The 15,182-nt window shown below is 41.6% G+C and carries 15 protein-coding genes; 13 read left to right on the top strand and 2 right to left on the bottom strand.

Annotation, left to right across the window (positions count from 1 at the left end; translation table 11 throughout):
• Positions 1–41 precede the first annotated feature (41 nt).
• Both NCCP133_RS03240 and rarD read left to right on the top strand, forming a co-directional pair.
• A complete protein-coding gene (locus NCCP133_RS03240) occupies positions 42–1,643 on the top strand; it encodes an amidohydrolase (RefSeq protein ID WP_264803517.1) in 1,602 nt (533 codons plus the stop codon).
• A gap of 141 nt (positions 1,644–1,784) precedes the next feature.
• Positions 1,785–2,717, top strand: a complete 933-nt coding sequence (gene rarD / locus NCCP133_RS03235) for an EamA family transporter RarD (protein ID WP_264803516.1) — start codon at positions 1,785–1,787, stop codon at positions 2,715–2,717.
• 41 nt (positions 2,718–2,758) lie between these two features.
• Here the strand turns inward: rarD and NCCP133_RS03230 are convergent, their stop codons facing one another.
• On the bottom strand, positions 2,759–3,559 hold the full coding sequence (locus NCCP133_RS03230) for an NAD kinase (protein WP_264803515.1): 801 nt from the start codon (positions 3,557–3,559) through the stop codon (positions 2,759–2,761).
• A gap of 216 nt (positions 3,560–3,775) precedes the next feature.
• Between NCCP133_RS03230 and sppA the strand changes: the two genes are divergently transcribed.
• The 9 genes from sppA to NCCP133_RS03185 all read left to right on the top strand — a co-directional run bounded on the left by sppA (position 3,776) and on the right by NCCP133_RS03185 (position 11,663).
• Positions 3,776–4,783: a signal peptide peptidase SppA gene (sppA, locus tag NCCP133_RS03225; protein WP_264803514.1), complete on the top strand. Its 1,008-nt coding sequence runs from the start codon at positions 3,776–3,778 to the stop codon at positions 4,781–4,783.
• 13 nt (positions 4,784–4,796) lie between these two features.
• Positions 4,797–5,372, top strand: a complete 576-nt coding sequence (locus NCCP133_RS03220; RefSeq protein WP_264803513.1) for an RDD family protein — start codon at positions 4,797–4,799, stop codon at positions 5,370–5,372.
• Between the two features lie 103 nt (positions 5,373–5,475).
• On the top strand, positions 5,476–6,171 hold the full coding sequence (locus NCCP133_RS03215) for a DUF2953 domain-containing protein (protein WP_264803512.1): 696 nt from the start codon (positions 5,476–5,478) through the stop codon (positions 6,169–6,171).
• A 17-nt stretch (positions 6,172–6,188) separates the two neighbouring features.
• Complete coding sequence (gene ytfJ / locus NCCP133_RS03210) at positions 6,189–6,656, top strand: GerW family sporulation protein (protein ID WP_264803511.1); 468 nt, start codon at positions 6,189–6,191, stop codon at positions 6,654–6,656.
• A 127-nt stretch (positions 6,657–6,783) separates the two neighbouring features.
• Complete coding sequence (gene tpx, locus NCCP133_RS03205) at positions 6,784–7,284, top strand: thiol peroxidase (protein WP_264803510.1); 501 nt, start codon at positions 6,784–6,786, stop codon at positions 7,282–7,284.
• A gap of 272 nt (positions 7,285–7,556) precedes the next feature.
• On the top strand, positions 7,557–8,540 hold the full coding sequence (locus NCCP133_RS03200) for a class I SAM-dependent methyltransferase (RefSeq protein WP_264803509.1): 984 nt from the start codon (positions 7,557–7,559) through the stop codon (positions 8,538–8,540).
• A 392-nt stretch (positions 8,541–8,932) separates the two neighbouring features.
• Positions 8,933–10,120 carry an acetate kinase gene (locus NCCP133_RS03195; protein WP_264803508.1) on the top strand — a complete coding sequence of 396 codons (1,188 nt, stop codon included), beginning with the start codon at positions 8,933–8,935 and terminating at the stop codon, positions 10,118–10,120.
• A 142-nt stretch (positions 10,121–10,262) separates the two neighbouring features.
• Positions 10,263–11,093: an EcsC family protein gene (locus tag NCCP133_RS03190; RefSeq protein ID WP_264803507.1), complete on the top strand. Its 831-nt coding sequence runs from the start codon at positions 10,263–10,265 to the stop codon at positions 11,091–11,093.
• A gap of 57 nt (positions 11,094–11,150) precedes the next feature.
• Positions 11,151–11,663, top strand: a complete 513-nt coding sequence (locus NCCP133_RS03185; RefSeq protein ID WP_264803506.1) for a MogA/MoaB family molybdenum cofactor biosynthesis protein — start codon at positions 11,151–11,153, stop codon at positions 11,661–11,663.
• Positions 11,664–11,973: 310 nt separating this feature from the next.
• Here the strand turns inward: NCCP133_RS03185 and NCCP133_RS03180 are convergent, their stop codons facing one another.
• Positions 11,974–12,288: a hypothetical protein gene (locus NCCP133_RS03180; RefSeq protein ID WP_264803505.1), complete on the bottom strand. Its 315-nt coding sequence runs from the start codon at positions 12,286–12,288 to the stop codon at positions 11,974–11,976.
• Between the two features lie 254 nt (positions 12,289–12,542).
• Between NCCP133_RS03180 and NCCP133_RS03175 the strand changes: the two genes are divergently transcribed.
• Both NCCP133_RS03175 and argH read left to right on the top strand, forming a co-directional pair.
• Positions 12,543–13,751, top strand: coding sequence for an argininosuccinate synthase (locus NCCP133_RS03175; RefSeq protein WP_264803504.1), 1,209 nt, complete (start codon positions 12,543–12,545; stop codon positions 13,749–13,751).
• Complete coding sequence (argH, locus tag NCCP133_RS03170; protein WP_264803503.1) at positions 13,748–15,142, top strand: argininosuccinate lyase; 1,395 nt, start codon at positions 13,748–13,750, stop codon at positions 15,140–15,142. The genes NCCP133_RS03175 and argH overlap by 4 nt, the downstream gene beginning before the upstream one ends.
• Positions 15,143–15,182 lie beyond the last annotated feature (40 nt).

Genomic DNA, 15,182 nt, shown 5'->3' with positions numbered 1-15,182 from the left:
CGCTTTTCTAATATTTTAGGATGGTAAAGGAGAAAAGATTTATGGGAACGCTATGGTACGGGGGAAGGATTTATACCCTTCAGCATGAAAATCATCAGGCAGAAGCTGTCTTAACAAAGGGAAACAAAATAATTGAAATTGGCTGCAGCCAATATTTAAAAAAGAAGTATAAAAATGAAATCCAGCAAAAAATAGATTTGGAGGGCAGAACAATGCTTCCTGGTTTTGTTGATAGCCATATGCATTTGATCGGCCACGGAGAAAGGCTGATACGGCTCGACTTATCAAAATACACATCAAAGCAGGAGGTTCTCTTAGCTGTAAAGCGTTTTGCAGAAACAGTTGAAGAAGGGGACTGGGTAATTGGAGAAGGATGGAATGAGAACTTATGGGATCTGCCTGAACCGATATATGCCCATGAGCTTGATCAATATGTTCCTAATCACCCTGTGATGCTCAAACGTGTGTGCAGGCACGCATTGGCAGTCAACTCTCTTGGGTTAATAAAGGCCAATATTTCCGAAAATACTGAGTGTCCTCCTGGGGGAGTGATCGATAAGGATAAACAGGGGAAACTTAATGGCCTATTAAAGGACCAGGCACAGGAGCTTCTGTTCAATGTGCTTCCCGCTGTTTCGGACAATTACCTTAAGAAGGCTCTTCGTGCAGCGATAAAAGACGCCTATAAGCTCGGGCTGACAGGAGGTCATACCGAGGATCTCAATTATTATGGAGGTTTCGGACATACTTATCAGGCTTTCAAACAAGTAATTGAGGAAGAAGATATGCTGTTTCGTGCACACCTTCTTGTTCATCATGAGGTCATTGAGGATATGGCTGAGGCAGGTGGAAGCTTTTTGGGCGGAGGTGAATATATAGAGTTTGGGGCCATGAAGATTTTTGCCGATGGAGCTCTTGGGGGAAGAACCGCATTATTAAGCCACCCTTACGCAGACGATCCAACCACATCGGGAGTTGCTATTTACTCACAGGAACAGCTTGATGGCCTTGTGGAAAAAGCTCGTCAGCATGATATGCCAGTAGCCGTTCATACCATAGGAGATCAGGCTTTTGAAATGGCATTGAATGCAATCGAAAAGCATCCTTTGAAAGGTGTGGGAAGAGACAGGCTGATCCATGCCCAAATCTTAAGAAAGGATCTTATCGGCAGAGCGAAGCAATTGCCTTTGATCCTGGATATCCAGCCAAGGTTCACAGCTTCTGATTTTCCTTGGGTGATTGATCGCATTGGTGAAGAGAACATGGAGTATTGCTACGCATGGAAAACTCTTTTAGAGGAAGGAGTGCCATGTGCAGGCGGTTCAGATGCCCCGATTGAACCGGCCAATCCTTTTCTTGGCATTCATGCAGCAGTGACAAGAACCAATATTGATGATCCGAACAAGACCGTTTATTATCCAAGTGAAGCGCTATCGGTATATGAAGCTGTCAGTTTATTTACAAAAGGAAGCGCCTATGCGGCATCCCATGAAAATGATAGGGGCGTTATTAAAGAAGGATATTACGCAGACTTCACCATACTAAAAGACGATATCTTCTCCATGCCAAAGCAGCAGATTGCGGGCATAACAGTAGACAAAACCGTCATCAGCGGCAAACTCGTATACGAAGCAGCAAATTAATTAAGGGCCAGGTACCTATGCCTTTTGATCCAATTGGCACAGGTGCCTGGCACCTCTTTTGGAAAAAATTAATTGCCAACATTTTTCTGTTCATCTTATAATATAAATATTTCGATACTAGAAAGAATTGAGGCAATGACAATGAAAAAGAATGAAGTGCAAATGGGAGCTCTATATGCAGGGGTTGCTTATTTTTTGTGGGGAATTCTGCCGATTTACTGGAAGTATTTGAGTCCTGTCAGTGCAGATGAAATTTTGGCGAACCGGGTTTTCTGGTCTTTTTTCTTTATGCTGTTCATTTTGATGGCCACAAGGAAGTGGAACTCTTTTGTGACGATTCTAAAAGGGTTCAGAACAAATAGGAAGCAGCTATATGCCCTTATTATAGCATCTCTGCTCATTAGCACGAACTGGTTTTTATACATTTGGGCGGTTAATACGGATCAAATGATTGAGGCAAGCCTTGGCTATTATATTAACCCGCTTGTAAGCGTCCTGTTGGGCATGATGGTCTTTAATGAAAAGCTTTCACCGGCACAATACGCATCCTTTGGATTGGCGTTTGTCGGGGTGATGATCTTAACGATTAGCTACGGCCGCTTTCCGTGGATTGCTATTGTCCTGGCTCTGTCCTTTGGCCTTTATGGGTTAGCCAAAAAGCTCATTAAAGTGGATTCTGCCATTGGCCTTACGCTGGAAACTCTTATGGTAACACCGATCGCATTTATTTACATGGTTATTCTCTTTGTTAGAGAAAAGCAGGCCTTCCTGCATGTTTCAGCAAGCATCGATTTCCTTCTTATAGGAGCTGGTGCGGCTACCGCCATACCGCTCTTGTACTTTGCGAAAGGAGCCCAAAAGATACCGATGTCCATGCTCGGATTTTTGCAGTATATTGCCCCGACTTTAACGTTAATTCTGGGTGTGTTTGTATACAGTGAGCATTTTACAAAGCTTCACTTGCTTTCATTTATGTTCATTTGGCTGGCTTTGACTATCTACTCCATTTCAAGGACAAAGCTTTTCGTCCATTGGGAAGCAAAGTGGAAGCGCTCAAGGGGCATCGGGATATAAAAAAAGGAGTTTCGAGTGAGTGCGAAACTCCTTTTCATGATTTAGAGAAATGTTCTTCTAACTTTTTCCCAGAAAGAGTTGTCCTTCAGCTTAACCGTTTTGATTATTTTCTCGCTAAGCCTTACATCAATCTTTTCTACATGCTGGATGCTTAAGGCTTCATTGTCCATCCCCATAGTAGGATGGTCATTTCCATCCTGCACGACTTTTAAGGTCAGCTTCCGGCTGCCGCTTAGGATAAAGGAAGAGCCCAGCGTGCGGTAGCGGTTATTATTGAGGGACGCCAGCTCGCTCACCTGCATGCATGGAAGCATGGGGTCAACAACGGATCCGTTAACAGACTTGTTATAGGCAGTGCTTCCGGTAGGAGTGGCCACAATCATTCCGTCCCCCCTGAAGGTTTCGAATTGAAGGTCATCTATTAAGACATCGATCACAAAGGTTTTGATAATGGCAGAGCGGATGCTGAACTCATTCAAGCACTGAAAGGATGTCTGGTCATCAATGGTTACCTCAATAGTTGGATATCGTCTGACTTCGACTTGCTCATACGTCATTGCTTCCACCATTTTTGCCGTGTCATCCAAATGGAAATCACAGTAAAGGCTAAGGCTGCCTGTCGTTGAGATTCCGGCATATAGGCAATCATCCCTAAAGCCTGTTTTGCGGACTGCCTGCAAAAAGGTTCCATCTCCTCCAACACTTACAATGATATTTGCTTTCCTATAGTCAGTAACGATATTAAAGTCATGCTCTTTAGCGAGATTGTACAGAGGACTGACCTTTTCCATCATTTCTTCGTCTCTTTTATGGTAAAAATAAATGTTGCGGCGTGTAGGCATATTCATTCCTCCAAACAATAGGTATGATAAAAATGGATTATCTTTCCTAAATAATTCATATTTTGCTATGATTATGGTTGTTGAATTCAGTTTACCTTTTTTTGAAACATTTTTAAAGTTTATACGTATGAAGAATATGTGACTGTATGGCTCAAAATCCATCCCAGAGATCAAAAGTGTTTCTGTCGGGGGCTATCACGAAAAGGAGGATTTGCAATGAATGGAAAACGGTGGGCTGCACTCGGCATAGCAGCCGGATTATTTGTCTTTTCAGTCGTGCTGAATTTTGTTACGGCATTTGCTTTTACGGATATCGAAAGTTCGGTAACCGATTTATTTGCCGTTGATGAGACCTTTGTGGAAGAGGTAATTGAAGAAGGAAATGCAATGGAGAAAATAGCTGTACTGGATGTTAATGGGGTAATCCAAGACACAGGAGATGCAGTATCCTTGTTTGCGAGTCCGGGATATAACCATAAAGGTTTCATGGAAAATCTCGATTATGTGAAAGATGACGATGCAGTAAAGGCAATTGTCATCCGGGTTAACTCACCCGGCGGAGGGGTAGTAGAAAGCGCTGAAATTCATGATAAGATTGTCGAAATACAAAAAGAAACGAAAAAACCAATCTACATATCAATGGGTTCCATGGCTGCTTCAGGAGGCTATTATATTTCCGCACCCGCCGATAAAATATTTGCCAGTCCGGAAACATTGACAGGTTCACTGGGCGTTATTATGCAAGGCTATAATTATACAGGGCTTGCTGAAAAATATGGTGTAGAATTTGTTACCATAAAGAGCGGGCCTTACAAAGATATCATGAGCCCGACAAGGGATATGACGGATGAAGAAAGAAAAATCCTTCAATCCATGATCGACAATTCATATGAGGGATTTGTCAAAGTGATCTCTGAAGGGAGGGGCTTATCTGAACAAGAAGTGAAAGAAATTGCTGATGGGCGAATCTATGATGGACGCCAGGCAAAAGACCTAAATTTGATTGATGGCTTCGGCTATGATGATGATGTGATTGAACAAGTAAAGAAGGATCATAAGTTAAAGGGTGCGCAGGTTGTTAAATATACAGAAAACCTTGGATTTGGTTCCATGTTCAGCATGGGTGCCCGCAAGATCATGGGCGAGGATCTTGAAATGGCAGGTTTAATGAAAATGCTGTCCCAGCCAAATTCACCGCGATTAATGTATCTTTATGCTGAATAGGGGGTGCGAATAAATGACTTCGAATGACCGGAATGATAATGAGCTTATACAGCCAGAACTGCTGCAGAAGGGTGAAGAAGCAGATAGATCTGCGGGTCAATATGAAGAAACCCCGGCAGGTTCCCTTGATGGTGCCGAGGTAAGCCCTGCCCCTGAGCTGAAAGTAGCGGAATCCATCAAATATGCCGGATTCTGGATGAGGTTTTGGGCTTATCTATTCGATTTAGTTGTGATCGGCAGCGTAGATAGGATATTGATTAATCCGCTTTTCCGTGCTATGGATATTCCTTTGCATGAAAGCAGCATATTTGCACCGGTTACGATTGCAACAGCCCTAACCTTTTATACTTATTTTGTGCTAATGACAAAATTCTTTGGCCAGACGCTTGGCAAAATGGTGTTTGGATTAAAGGTGGTCGGTCTTGAAGGTAAAAAGCTTACATGGGGGACCATTCTATTTCGTGAATGGATTGGCCGTTTCATTTCAGTGACTGTTTTTATCGGCTATGTGATCGTGGCCTTCCTCCCCAAAAAACAAGGCCTTCATGATCTTTTCGCAGATACTTCCGTAGTACATGAAAATAAATAAAAAACAGATAACCTATCATTTCCCATGAAACCTGTCACCCTTTGGTGGCGGGTTTATTTTTTGCCATTTGGGCATAATACATGGCTGAAAGGGTGTGATAAAAGTGAAGTGGCTGCTTATCGCCGTAATTGCCCTCATTCTTTTTTTTATTCTCATTATGGCTACGAAACTGAAGGTTTTATTCTCTTTCTATCACGGAAATGATAATGACCATTTAAAAATTCAATTCAAAGCCTGGTTTGGTCTGATCCGGTACAAAATCGAAGTTCCGCTTATAAAAGTGGATGATAACTCACCAACACTTGTTGTTAAAGAAAAGACTGCAGCAGGGCCGCAGGAGGACACTGCCAATAAGGATACTAAACAATTCTCCGCGAAAGATCTGATCAATAGCATGCATGATACAAAAGAAGTATTCAATCATATTGTTTCTCTTCATAAGATTATTCGTAACTTCCTAAGCCATGTGACTATCAGGAAACTTGAATGGCATACCTTCGCTGGAATCGGAGATGCAGCACATACAGGGATGCTGACCGGTGCTCTTTGGGCAGTAAAGGGCAGCATTATTGGACTAGTCAGCCATTATATGAAGCTAAAAGCTCCACCAAGTATCACAATCACCCCACATTTTCAATTTGCTGTATCACAAACAGCTATTTCATGTATGATTCATTTTCGTGTCGGGCATGCTATGTTAGCAGGAATTAAACTGATTAAATTCTGGAAAGGCGGGCGGCCTGATTTTAAATCTAAGCCGCTTTCTGCCTTATCTGATGATGGCACACAATCTGTTTAAAAAAGGAGGAGCAGTTTATGCCTGACCATCCAATTCAAGGGCTAATGACTACTGCCATGGAAAATCTGAAAGAAATGATTGACGTAAACACTATTATTGGAGATCCTGTTGAAACTCCTGATGGCAGTGTGATATTGACGGTTTCAAAGGTAGGCTTTGGATTTGCAGCTGGAGGAAGCGAGTTCATGCTTGATGGACCATCTGGCGAGCAGCAGGGGCATCCATTCGGGGGAGGAAGCGGTGGCGGTGTTTCCATTACCCCAATCGCATTTTTAATTGTCAACTCCCATGGCGTTAAGATGGTTCATCTTGACGAAAGCACTCATTTATATGAGAAAATTCTTGATCTGGCTCCCCAGGCTGTTGATAAAATCCAGCAAATGTTCAATAAGAATAGCGATAACAGCAGTGGAAACCAGCAAAGCCAAAATCAAAATCAAAATGGCCAGGACTATAATGGCCCTAAAAAAGATCTTGATCTTTAACAGAAGGAAGTTAACTTTCCTAGCGGGAGTTAACTTTTTTCTTAGATTTCACCCATAATAATTGCAAAAAAGACTCTGAAAAGATATGATTTACACTGTACATAAGTGATTAAGGAGGATGATTCATATGGCATCTATTACATTTAAAGGTAATCCGGTAACTTTGCTTGGAAACGAAATAAAAGTGGGAGACAAAGCCCCTGATTTCAAGGTGTTGGCGAACGATCTATCAGAAGTAACACTTGCTGATTCCAAAGGCCAGGTGCGTTTAATCAGTGTGGTTCCTTCCATCGACACAGGGGTTTGTGATGCACAAACACGCCGTTTTAACGAAGAAGCTGCTAAGCTAGACAACGTTAAGATTCTTACAGTAAGTGTAGACCTTCCGTTTGCTCAAAAGCGCTGGTGTGCAGCTGCTGGCATCGAAAACGTACAGACTGTATCCGATCACCGAGACCTTTCATTCGGAGAAGCATACGGAGTTGCAATCCAGGAACTTCGCCTGCTGGCCCGTGCTGTTTTTGTGGTTGACTCAAATGATGCGGTTACTTATGTAGAATATGTGAGCGAAGCAACAGATCATCCGAACTATGAAGCAGCAGTAGAAGCTGCAAAACAAGCGAAATAACAAAGTGACAAAGCCCCGGGATTTAAGATTCCGGGGTTTTTATTTTTGGGTTCCATCAGGAAAAGTGGGGGATTCCCGAATGAAAATGACCGTATAGCGGTAATATTTTATCGCTCGCAGATAGATCTGAATTTTCGCGGGTATAGATAAGATTTATCACGGATAAAATGATTTTTTCAGGGATAACTAGAGGCTGATCTCAGCAACAAACTTGTGAATGGCACAAAAGCCCGTTAAAATAGGAAAATAGAATAAGGACGGGAGGAATCTCTTTGAAAATAACTCCGGTTGAGGATTTATTTACAATTTTTAATGAAACGGCAACCATCATGCAGGAAGAACTGCAGTGTACATACCTGGAAGCACTTGCTGAAACAGGGGAAAATCTTTTCCATGTGAGCATTCTCCAGGAGGAGCTCAGCGAATTAACTGTAAAAAGGCTTAGAAAGAGCTATGAATCCATTAACTTAAGCAGCTTTACTAAAGAGGAAGTCAGAAAGTCTTTTCAGCTTGCCATTTTAAAAGGGATGAAAGAAAATGTACAGCCTAATCATCAAATGACTCCTGATGCTGTGGGCATGCTGGTAGGATACCTGGTTGATAAGTTTATTCTGGATAAAAATTTCCGCCTTCTCGATCCTGCGGTGGGAACAGGAAATTTACTGACAACCGTAATAAACCACCAGAAAGATAAGAGCGTTGAGGCAACAGGTATTGAGGTGGATGATCTTTTAATTAAGCTGGCTTATATCAATGCCAATTTGCAGGAGCACCCAATCCAGTTTTTTAATCAGGACAGCCTAGAGCCGCTGTTTATCGAAGCTGCGGATGCAGTCGTAAGCGATTTGCCTATTGGCTATTATCCTAATGATGTAAGGGCCGCCGAATATAAGCTTAAAGCAGATGAAGGACATTCCTATTCCCATCACCTGTTTATTGAGCAAAGCATGAACCATATTAAGGCTGGCGGCTATTTATTCCTCATTATTCCCAATGGCATGTTTGAAAGCGACCAGGCGCCAAAGCTTCATGAATTTATAAAGGAACATGCTTATATCCAAGGGTTAATGCAGCTACCGCTGACCATGTTCAAAAATGAAAAAGCAGCAAAAAGCATATTCATTCTTCAAAAGAAAGGGGAGGGGATTACTCCTCCCAAACAGGCTCTCCTGGTTAATTTACCCAGCCTGTCAAAAACACCAGAAGTAGAAAAAATCCTTAAAAAAATTGATGTGTGGTATAAAGAAAGCAAATAATCTAAGTGAAAAGAAGCCGTTTTCTCAAACGGCTTCTTTTATGATATCAGCATTTATCCAGAATATATCCCTTTGAACTTAGAGAACTTTTTAACACAAGCAGTCTGCCCCTCGGTCACAAGCTTATCTTGTTATTATGTTTAAATTTAGAGAAGTATCAGAAAGTCAGAAAATATTTAATTTAACATGAAAACGATACCATTGCAAGGTATTTCTTGAAATGTGCGGCTTACAATGTTTAAATGGGGAATTGAGAGATATTAATGATGTCCGATGAACAAAATAAGATTGTACGATTTTGACATTTCATCGATATAGAAGATGTTAGATAAAAGTATGTTCAAAGTTGGGAAAACCGGACACTATGGACATTTTGAAGGAGCGGTTACTTTATGGCAAAAATTATAGCAATTAATGCCGGCAGTTCTTCGTTAAAATTTCAGCTTTTTGAAATGCCGAGCGAAGAGGTTATCACCAAAGGTTTAATTGAGCGTATTGGATTGGATCATGCAGTTTTTAACATTTCCGTAAATGGCGAAAAAATCAAGGAAGTCATAGATATTCCTGATCATGGAGTAGCTGTAAAGATTTTACTTGGTAAATTAACAAATCTAGGAATCATTCAGTCGTTGGATGAAATTGAAGGCATTGGCCACCGTGTCGTACACGGAGGAGAAGCTTTTAATGACTCTGTTGTCATAACGGATGAAGTCCTAGCAAAAATCGATGAACTTTCGGAGCTTGCTCCTCTTCATAATCCGGCCAACATAACAGGAATAAAAGCTTTCCAGCAAGTACTTCCAAATGTTCCGGCTGTTGCAGTGTTTGATACGGCATTCCATCAAACCATGCCTGAAAGCTCATTCTTATATAGCTTGCCATATGAGTATTATGAGAAATACGGTATTCGTAAATATGGATTCCATGGAACATCACATAAATATGTATCAGAACGTGCTGCCGAAATGCTTGGCCGCCCGCTTGAGCAGCTTCGCCTCATCTCCTGCCACTTGGGAAATGGAGCAAGTATTACAGCTATTGAAGGCGGAAAGTCAATTGATACTTCAATGGGATTCACTCCTCTTGCAGGTGTAACAATGGGAACGCGTTCCGGTAATATTGACCCTGCCCTTATTCCATTCATAATGGAAAAGACAGGAAAAAACGCAGATGAAGTTCTTGACGTACTTAATAAAAAGAGTGGTATGCTTGGCGTTTCTGGATTTTCTAGTGATCTTCGCGATATTGAAATCAAGGCGGTTGAAGGAAATGAAAGAGCAGAATTGGCTCTTGAAGTATTCGCAAACAGAATCCACAAATATATCGGTTCTTATGCATCACGCATGTATGGTGTTGATGCCATAATCTTCACGGCAGGAATCGGCGAAAACAGTGATGTTATCCGTGAGCGTGTCCTTCAAGGTCTTGAGTTCATGGGCGTCTACTGGGATCCGGCGTTGAACAAGGTACGCGGTGAAGAAGCGTTCATCAACTATCCTCATTCGCCAGTAAAAGTCATGATCATCCCAACAAATGAGGAAGTCATGATTGCACGAGATGTTATTAGATTATCTAAATAATCAACCAAGGCAGGGGCTGAATGCTCTTGCTTTTTTTGTATAAAAAAATGCAATCTATAAAAAAATGCAATCAGGCGCAAGGAGAATTTACCATCATACTTATGCTATACTGAGATCAATAATACGTTTGGGAGGAACTGCGATGCCATTAAGCGAACGGGAAAATAGTGTTTTGGCCGGGATTCGTGATTGGGAAAGTATATTGTACAGCTATGAGCCCAATGATTTGGAAAAGGTATATGACAAGGCATTGGAAAGGTCGTTTTCAATGCTGCCTGAAGAGGTGCAGCTGCAGGTTTTTTCATCGCTTGACAGCTGGCTGTTTCACCTCCATGCACTGATCCAGGGATCACAGCTGCAAATGGATGCAAAAGAACGTATTTTGACCGCAGGCAGAATCTTTCATTCCGACATTGAGTCAATCGAAGATCTTAAAACATTAAACATTGATCAGCTTCAATACATAGCGCAGCAGCAGATTGCCCGCCATCGGCTTTATTCATTTGCACAGGGAGGCATTGCCGGTACAGGAAGTTCATTAATGCTTGGTGCGGATATTCCTGCGATGGCTGTTATTAACCTCCGTGCGGTACAGCTGATTGCCATGACTTATGGATTTGAAGTGAATACTCCATATGAAATGATGAGCTCCCTAAAAGTCTTCCATGCAGCCACCCTTCCGCCGCGCATGCGAGGCAGTGCCTGGGAAGAGCTGATGCTTGAACTCCGGGATCAGAAAGAGTTTTATTTTTATGAAGGAAAAGAAGAATTGACCGATGTTACTTGGATTGAGCAGCCAATGAAGCAATTATTCAAGGCAATGGCCATTTTCTTCTTTCGAAAAAAATCAATCCAGGGGATTCCATTTATCAGCATGGCAATCGGAGCAGGAGCCAATTACCAGCTGACGCGAAATGTCACAGATTTTGCCCATAAGTATTATCAAATGAGGTATCTGCACAAAAAGGAATAGAATGCCAAGAATTATTTTTAGTTTAAATACAAGAATGACAATCAAAGGTGATGCTAAGTGAGTACATTGGAGCATAAAAAAGAAGCGCCAAAAGAAATAAGATGCAAAGTGGTGACAGTCAGCGACACCAGAGATAAAGAAACGGATAAGAGCGGCAAGCAGATGATTCAGCTATTGGAAGAAGCAGGACACAGGATTGCCGATTACGTAATTGTGAAAGATGAAGCTGGCCCGATCCGCGAAGCAGTTAAAAAAGGCTGTGAAGATCCTACTATCGATGCTGTCCTTACCAATGGAGGTACTGGAATTGCTTTGCGGGATGTTACGATCGAAACGGTGAGAGAATTATTTGATAAAGAAATGGACGGTTTCGGTGAATTATTCCGGATGCTCAGCTACAGGGAGGATATCGGTTCTGCCGCCATCCTGTCAAGAGCAGCTGCTGGTGCTGCCAATCATACAGCCATTTTCTCCACACCTGGGTCCTCCGGTGCAGTCCGGCTCGCCATGAATAAACTGATTCTTCCTGAACTTGGACATGTCGTCAGAGAGTTGAAGAAAGACTTATAATAAAGAAAATCCTTTCCGGCTGGAAAGGAATTTTTTACTGTTTAGGAAATACAAAATGGGCAAAGTGTTGATAACTTGTTAAATAGTTTATCTGCGTCTAGCGCAGCAGCCCTGCCCCCTCGAGATCACAAGCCCTGTCTAGCTAACCGTCCTCCGAAAAAGGGTGGGCGTTTTTTCCTTCTGAAAGGGATTGGCTAGTCCTTCAACCCTAAAAGCCACGTCCCTTTTCCTTTCATGCTGTTTACTTTCATAATTTTTCTGACTGGCAGTTCCTGCTCGAGGAGGATGGGCTGTCTGACAATCCGCATTCCTAAGAATGCATTTTTCCTGTAATATCCTGATTTGTTCTATACCAAAGCCATAAATCATTAATAATGGATGCTAAATCAGATATTTCATTATTCAATTTGCACGATCTTTCGAAATTTCCTTCATCAGATAGCTCAGCCTGTTTCCTGTTGATATCTGCCTCAAGCTCAGAAATCCGATCTGGAATTCTGCCCCGAATATTTTCCCATTGAAACAAAATCATCTGCTGCGTTTTCTGTGAAAATTCATCCCATTCGCGGTCGAAATCTGGAATAGGGATGCCAAGCCGGTTATCTTGTAAAAAATGCTCCTCCATTTTTAAGCCCCCAAAGAATAATCTTGCCTTTATTTTACTATAAAGATAGCGATGCTTCTATGAATTAGTATAAATGCCCGCATATCAAACGCCTATATCTTAGGAAATGGTTCATTTTTTTACTGATTTTTATACAATTTTAAGAATAACTATTGATTTTTTAAAAAAAGGTTGGTAAAGTAAGAGAATAATAAATGAATAAAAATATAATTTGATTGTATATTTATACAAATAAATATGAGGAGGAAATATAAATGTTACAAAATAAAGTTGTTCTTGCTTATTCAGGCGGTTTGGATACATCAGTTGCTGTTAAATGGCTTCAGGATCAAGGCTATGCAGTCGTTGCCTGCTGCCTGGATGTGGGGGAAGGTAAAGACCTGAACTTTATCCAGAAAAAAGCTTTATCTGTCGGAGCGGTACAGTCTTATGTAATCGATGCGAAAGAAGAATTTGCTAATGAATATGCATTAATTGCCCTTCAGGCTCATGCGCTTTATGAAAATAAATATCCTTTAATCTCTGCTCTTTCACGTCCGCTGATCGCCAAAAAGCTTGTTGAAGTAGCAGAAAAAGAAGGGGCAACGGCAGTAGCACATGGCTGTACGGGAAAAGGAAACGACCAAGTTCGTTTCGAAGTAGCCATTCAGTCATTAAATCCTGAGCTCCAGGTCTTAGCTCCTGTTCGTGAGTGGAGCTGGTCACGTGAAGAAGAAATCGAATATGCTAAACAAAATGATATTCCAATTCCAATCAACCTTGATTCTCCATACAGCATTGACCAAAATTTATGGGGAAGAAGCAATGAATGCGGAGTGCTTGAAGATCCATGGGCAGCTCCTCCGGAAGATGCTTACGATCTAACCGTTTCACTTGAAAAAGCTCCTAATACATCTGATACGGTGGAAATCGGCTTTGAAAAAGGCGTTCCTGTCAGCTTGAATGGGAAAGCAATGAAGCTTTCAGAGCTTATTGCCGAATTGAATGAGCTTGGAGGCAAACATGGTGTTGGACGTATTGACCATGTGGAAAACCGCCTTGTCGGCATTAAATCACGTGAGGTCTATGAATGTCCGGGTGCAATGACATTATTAAAAGCCCATAAAGAGCTTGAAGACTTAACACTTGTAAAAGAAGTGGCACATTTTAAACCGGTTATTGAGAAAAAGATTGCTGAACTGATCTATGAAGGATTATGGTTTTCTCAGCTTAATAATGCATTGGCCGCATTCCTTAAGGAAACACAGAGCTTTGTTACAGGTACCGTAAGAGTCAAGCTGTTTAAAGGGCATGCAATCGTAGAAGGCAGAAAATCTCCGTATTCATTATATGATGAAAAACTGGCTACTTATACGTCAGAGGATGAATTTGACCATAACGCAGCAGTTGGTTTTATCAAGTTATGGGGCTTGCCGACTAAAGTTCAAAGCATCGTTCAAAACAACAAGAAGGTGACAGTGTGAAAAAATTATGGGGAGGCAGATTTACAAAATCTGCTGAGGAATGGGTAGATGAATTTGGAGCGTCGATTTCATTCGACCAGGAGTTAGTTATGGAAGATCTGGAGGGAAGCATGGCCCATGTTGCTATGCTTTCCAAAACTGGCATTATAACAGAGGAAGAAGCAGCAAAGATTAAAACCGGTCTTCAGCAGCTGAAGGAGAAAGCTTCCAAAGATAAACTTTCTTACTCTGTGAAGCTGGAAGATATCCATTTAAATCTTGAAAGCTATCTGACTGAATTGGCCGGCCCTGTGGGAGGAAAACTTCATACTGCAAGAAGCCGCAATGATCAGGTGGCAACAGATATGCATTTATACTTGCGCAAACAGGTTAAGCTGATGATTGATTTAATTCATGAGATGCAAGAAGAATTGGTAGGACAGGCTGAAAAAAATGTGGAAACCGTTATGCCAGGTTATACACATTTGCAAAGAGCACAGCCGATTTCTTTTGCACATCATTTGATGGCTTACTTCTGGATGCTTGAGCGAGATAAAGAGCGTTTCATTGAAAGCTTGAAGAGAATCAACCTTTCTCCCCTGGGGGCAGGAGCTCTGGCAGGGACCACGTTCCCAATTGACCGACAGTATTCAGCTGGCCTGCTCGGATTTGAAGGTATTTATGAAAACAGCCTTGATGCTGTCAGTGACCGGGATTTTATTCTTGAGTTCTTATCTTCAAGCTCTATCCTGATGATGCATCTTTCCCGCTTAAGCGAAGAGTTCATTCTTTGGTCAAGCCAGGAATTCCAGTTCATTGAGCTGGATGACAGCTTTGCAACTGGCAGCAGCATTATGCCACAGAAGAAGAACCCTGATATGGCAGAGCTCATCCGCGGCAAAACAGGCCGTGTTTACGGGAATTTAATGGGCTTGCTTACTGTCTTAAAGGGGCTTCCGCTTGCCTATAATAAGGATATGCAGGAAGACAAGGAAGGAATGTTTGACACGGTAAAAACCGTTACAGGTTCACTGAAAATTTTTGCGGGTATGATCCGTACGATGAAGGTGAAAACACAGCAAATGAAAGAAGCAACTAAGAATGATTTTTCCAATGCCACTGAACTGGCAGATTACCTATCTGACAAAGGAATTCCATTCAGGGAAGCCCACGAGATTGTGGGAAAACTTGTGCTAGAATGTGTTCAAAAAGGATGCTTTCTTGCAGAATTGCCGCTTGATGAATATAAGAAGGCCCATTCGTCATTTGAAGAAGATATCTATGAAGTCCTGGATCCTTATACGGCTGTAAAAAGAAGAAACAGTGCAGGGGGAACAGGTTTTAAACAAGTAAATATTGCGATTGAAAAAGCCAAAAAATCTCTTGAGGCAAAAGAGCAGGTTATGAATTAAAACAGGTTATTAGTGAAGGATAGCTGCTTATTAATTGCTA

The organism is Cytobacillus sp. NCCP-133, from assembly GCF_026011715.1.
GTDB lineage: Bacteria > Bacillota > Bacilli > Bacillales > Cytobacillaceae > Cytobacillus.
Note: the sequence above shows the minus strand (reverse complement) of the source record. Positions and strands in the feature narration are given on the sequence as shown.

What these genes read in the sequence shown, in the direction of transcription:
- NCCP133_RS03195 (WP_264803508.1), top strand. Translation starts at nt 8,933, where the DNA reads ATGGCAAAAATTATAGCAATTAATGCCGGCAGTTCTTCGTTAAAATTT.
- rarD (WP_264803516.1), top strand. Translation starts at nt 1,785, where the DNA reads ATGAAAAAGAATGAAGTGCAAATGGGAGCTCTATATGCAGGGGTTGCT.
- NCCP133_RS03240 (WP_264803517.1), top strand. Translation starts at nt 42, where the DNA reads ATGGGAACGCTATGGTACGGGGGAAGGATTTATACCCTTCAGCATGAA.
- NCCP133_RS03175 (WP_264803504.1), top strand. Translation starts at nt 12,543, where the DNA reads ATGTTACAAAATAAAGTTGTTCTTGCTTATTCAGGCGGTTTGGATACA.
- NCCP133_RS03190 (WP_264803507.1), top strand. Translation starts at nt 10,263, where the DNA reads ATGCCATTAAGCGAACGGGAAAATAGTGTTTTGGCCGGGATTCGTGAT.
- tpx (WP_264803510.1), top strand. Translation starts at nt 6,784, where the DNA reads ATGGCATCTATTACATTTAAAGGTAATCCGGTAACTTTGCTTGGAAAC.
- NCCP133_RS03180 (WP_264803505.1), bottom strand. Translation starts at nt 12,288, where the DNA reads ATGGAGGAGCATTTTTTACAAGATAACCGGCTTGGCATCCCTATTCCA.
- NCCP133_RS03230 (WP_264803515.1), bottom strand. Translation starts at nt 3,559, where the DNA reads ATGCCTACACGCCGCAACATTTATTTTTACCATAAAAGAGACGAAGAA.
- ytfJ (WP_264803511.1), top strand. Translation starts at nt 6,189, where the DNA reads ATGCCTGACCATCCAATTCAAGGGCTAATGACTACTGCCATGGAAAAT.
- sppA (WP_264803514.1), top strand. Translation starts at nt 3,776, where the DNA reads ATGAATGGAAAACGGTGGGCTGCACTCGGCATAGCAGCCGGATTATTT.
- NCCP133_RS03220 (WP_264803513.1), top strand. Translation starts at nt 4,797, where the DNA reads ATGACTTCGAATGACCGGAATGATAATGAGCTTATACAGCCAGAACTG.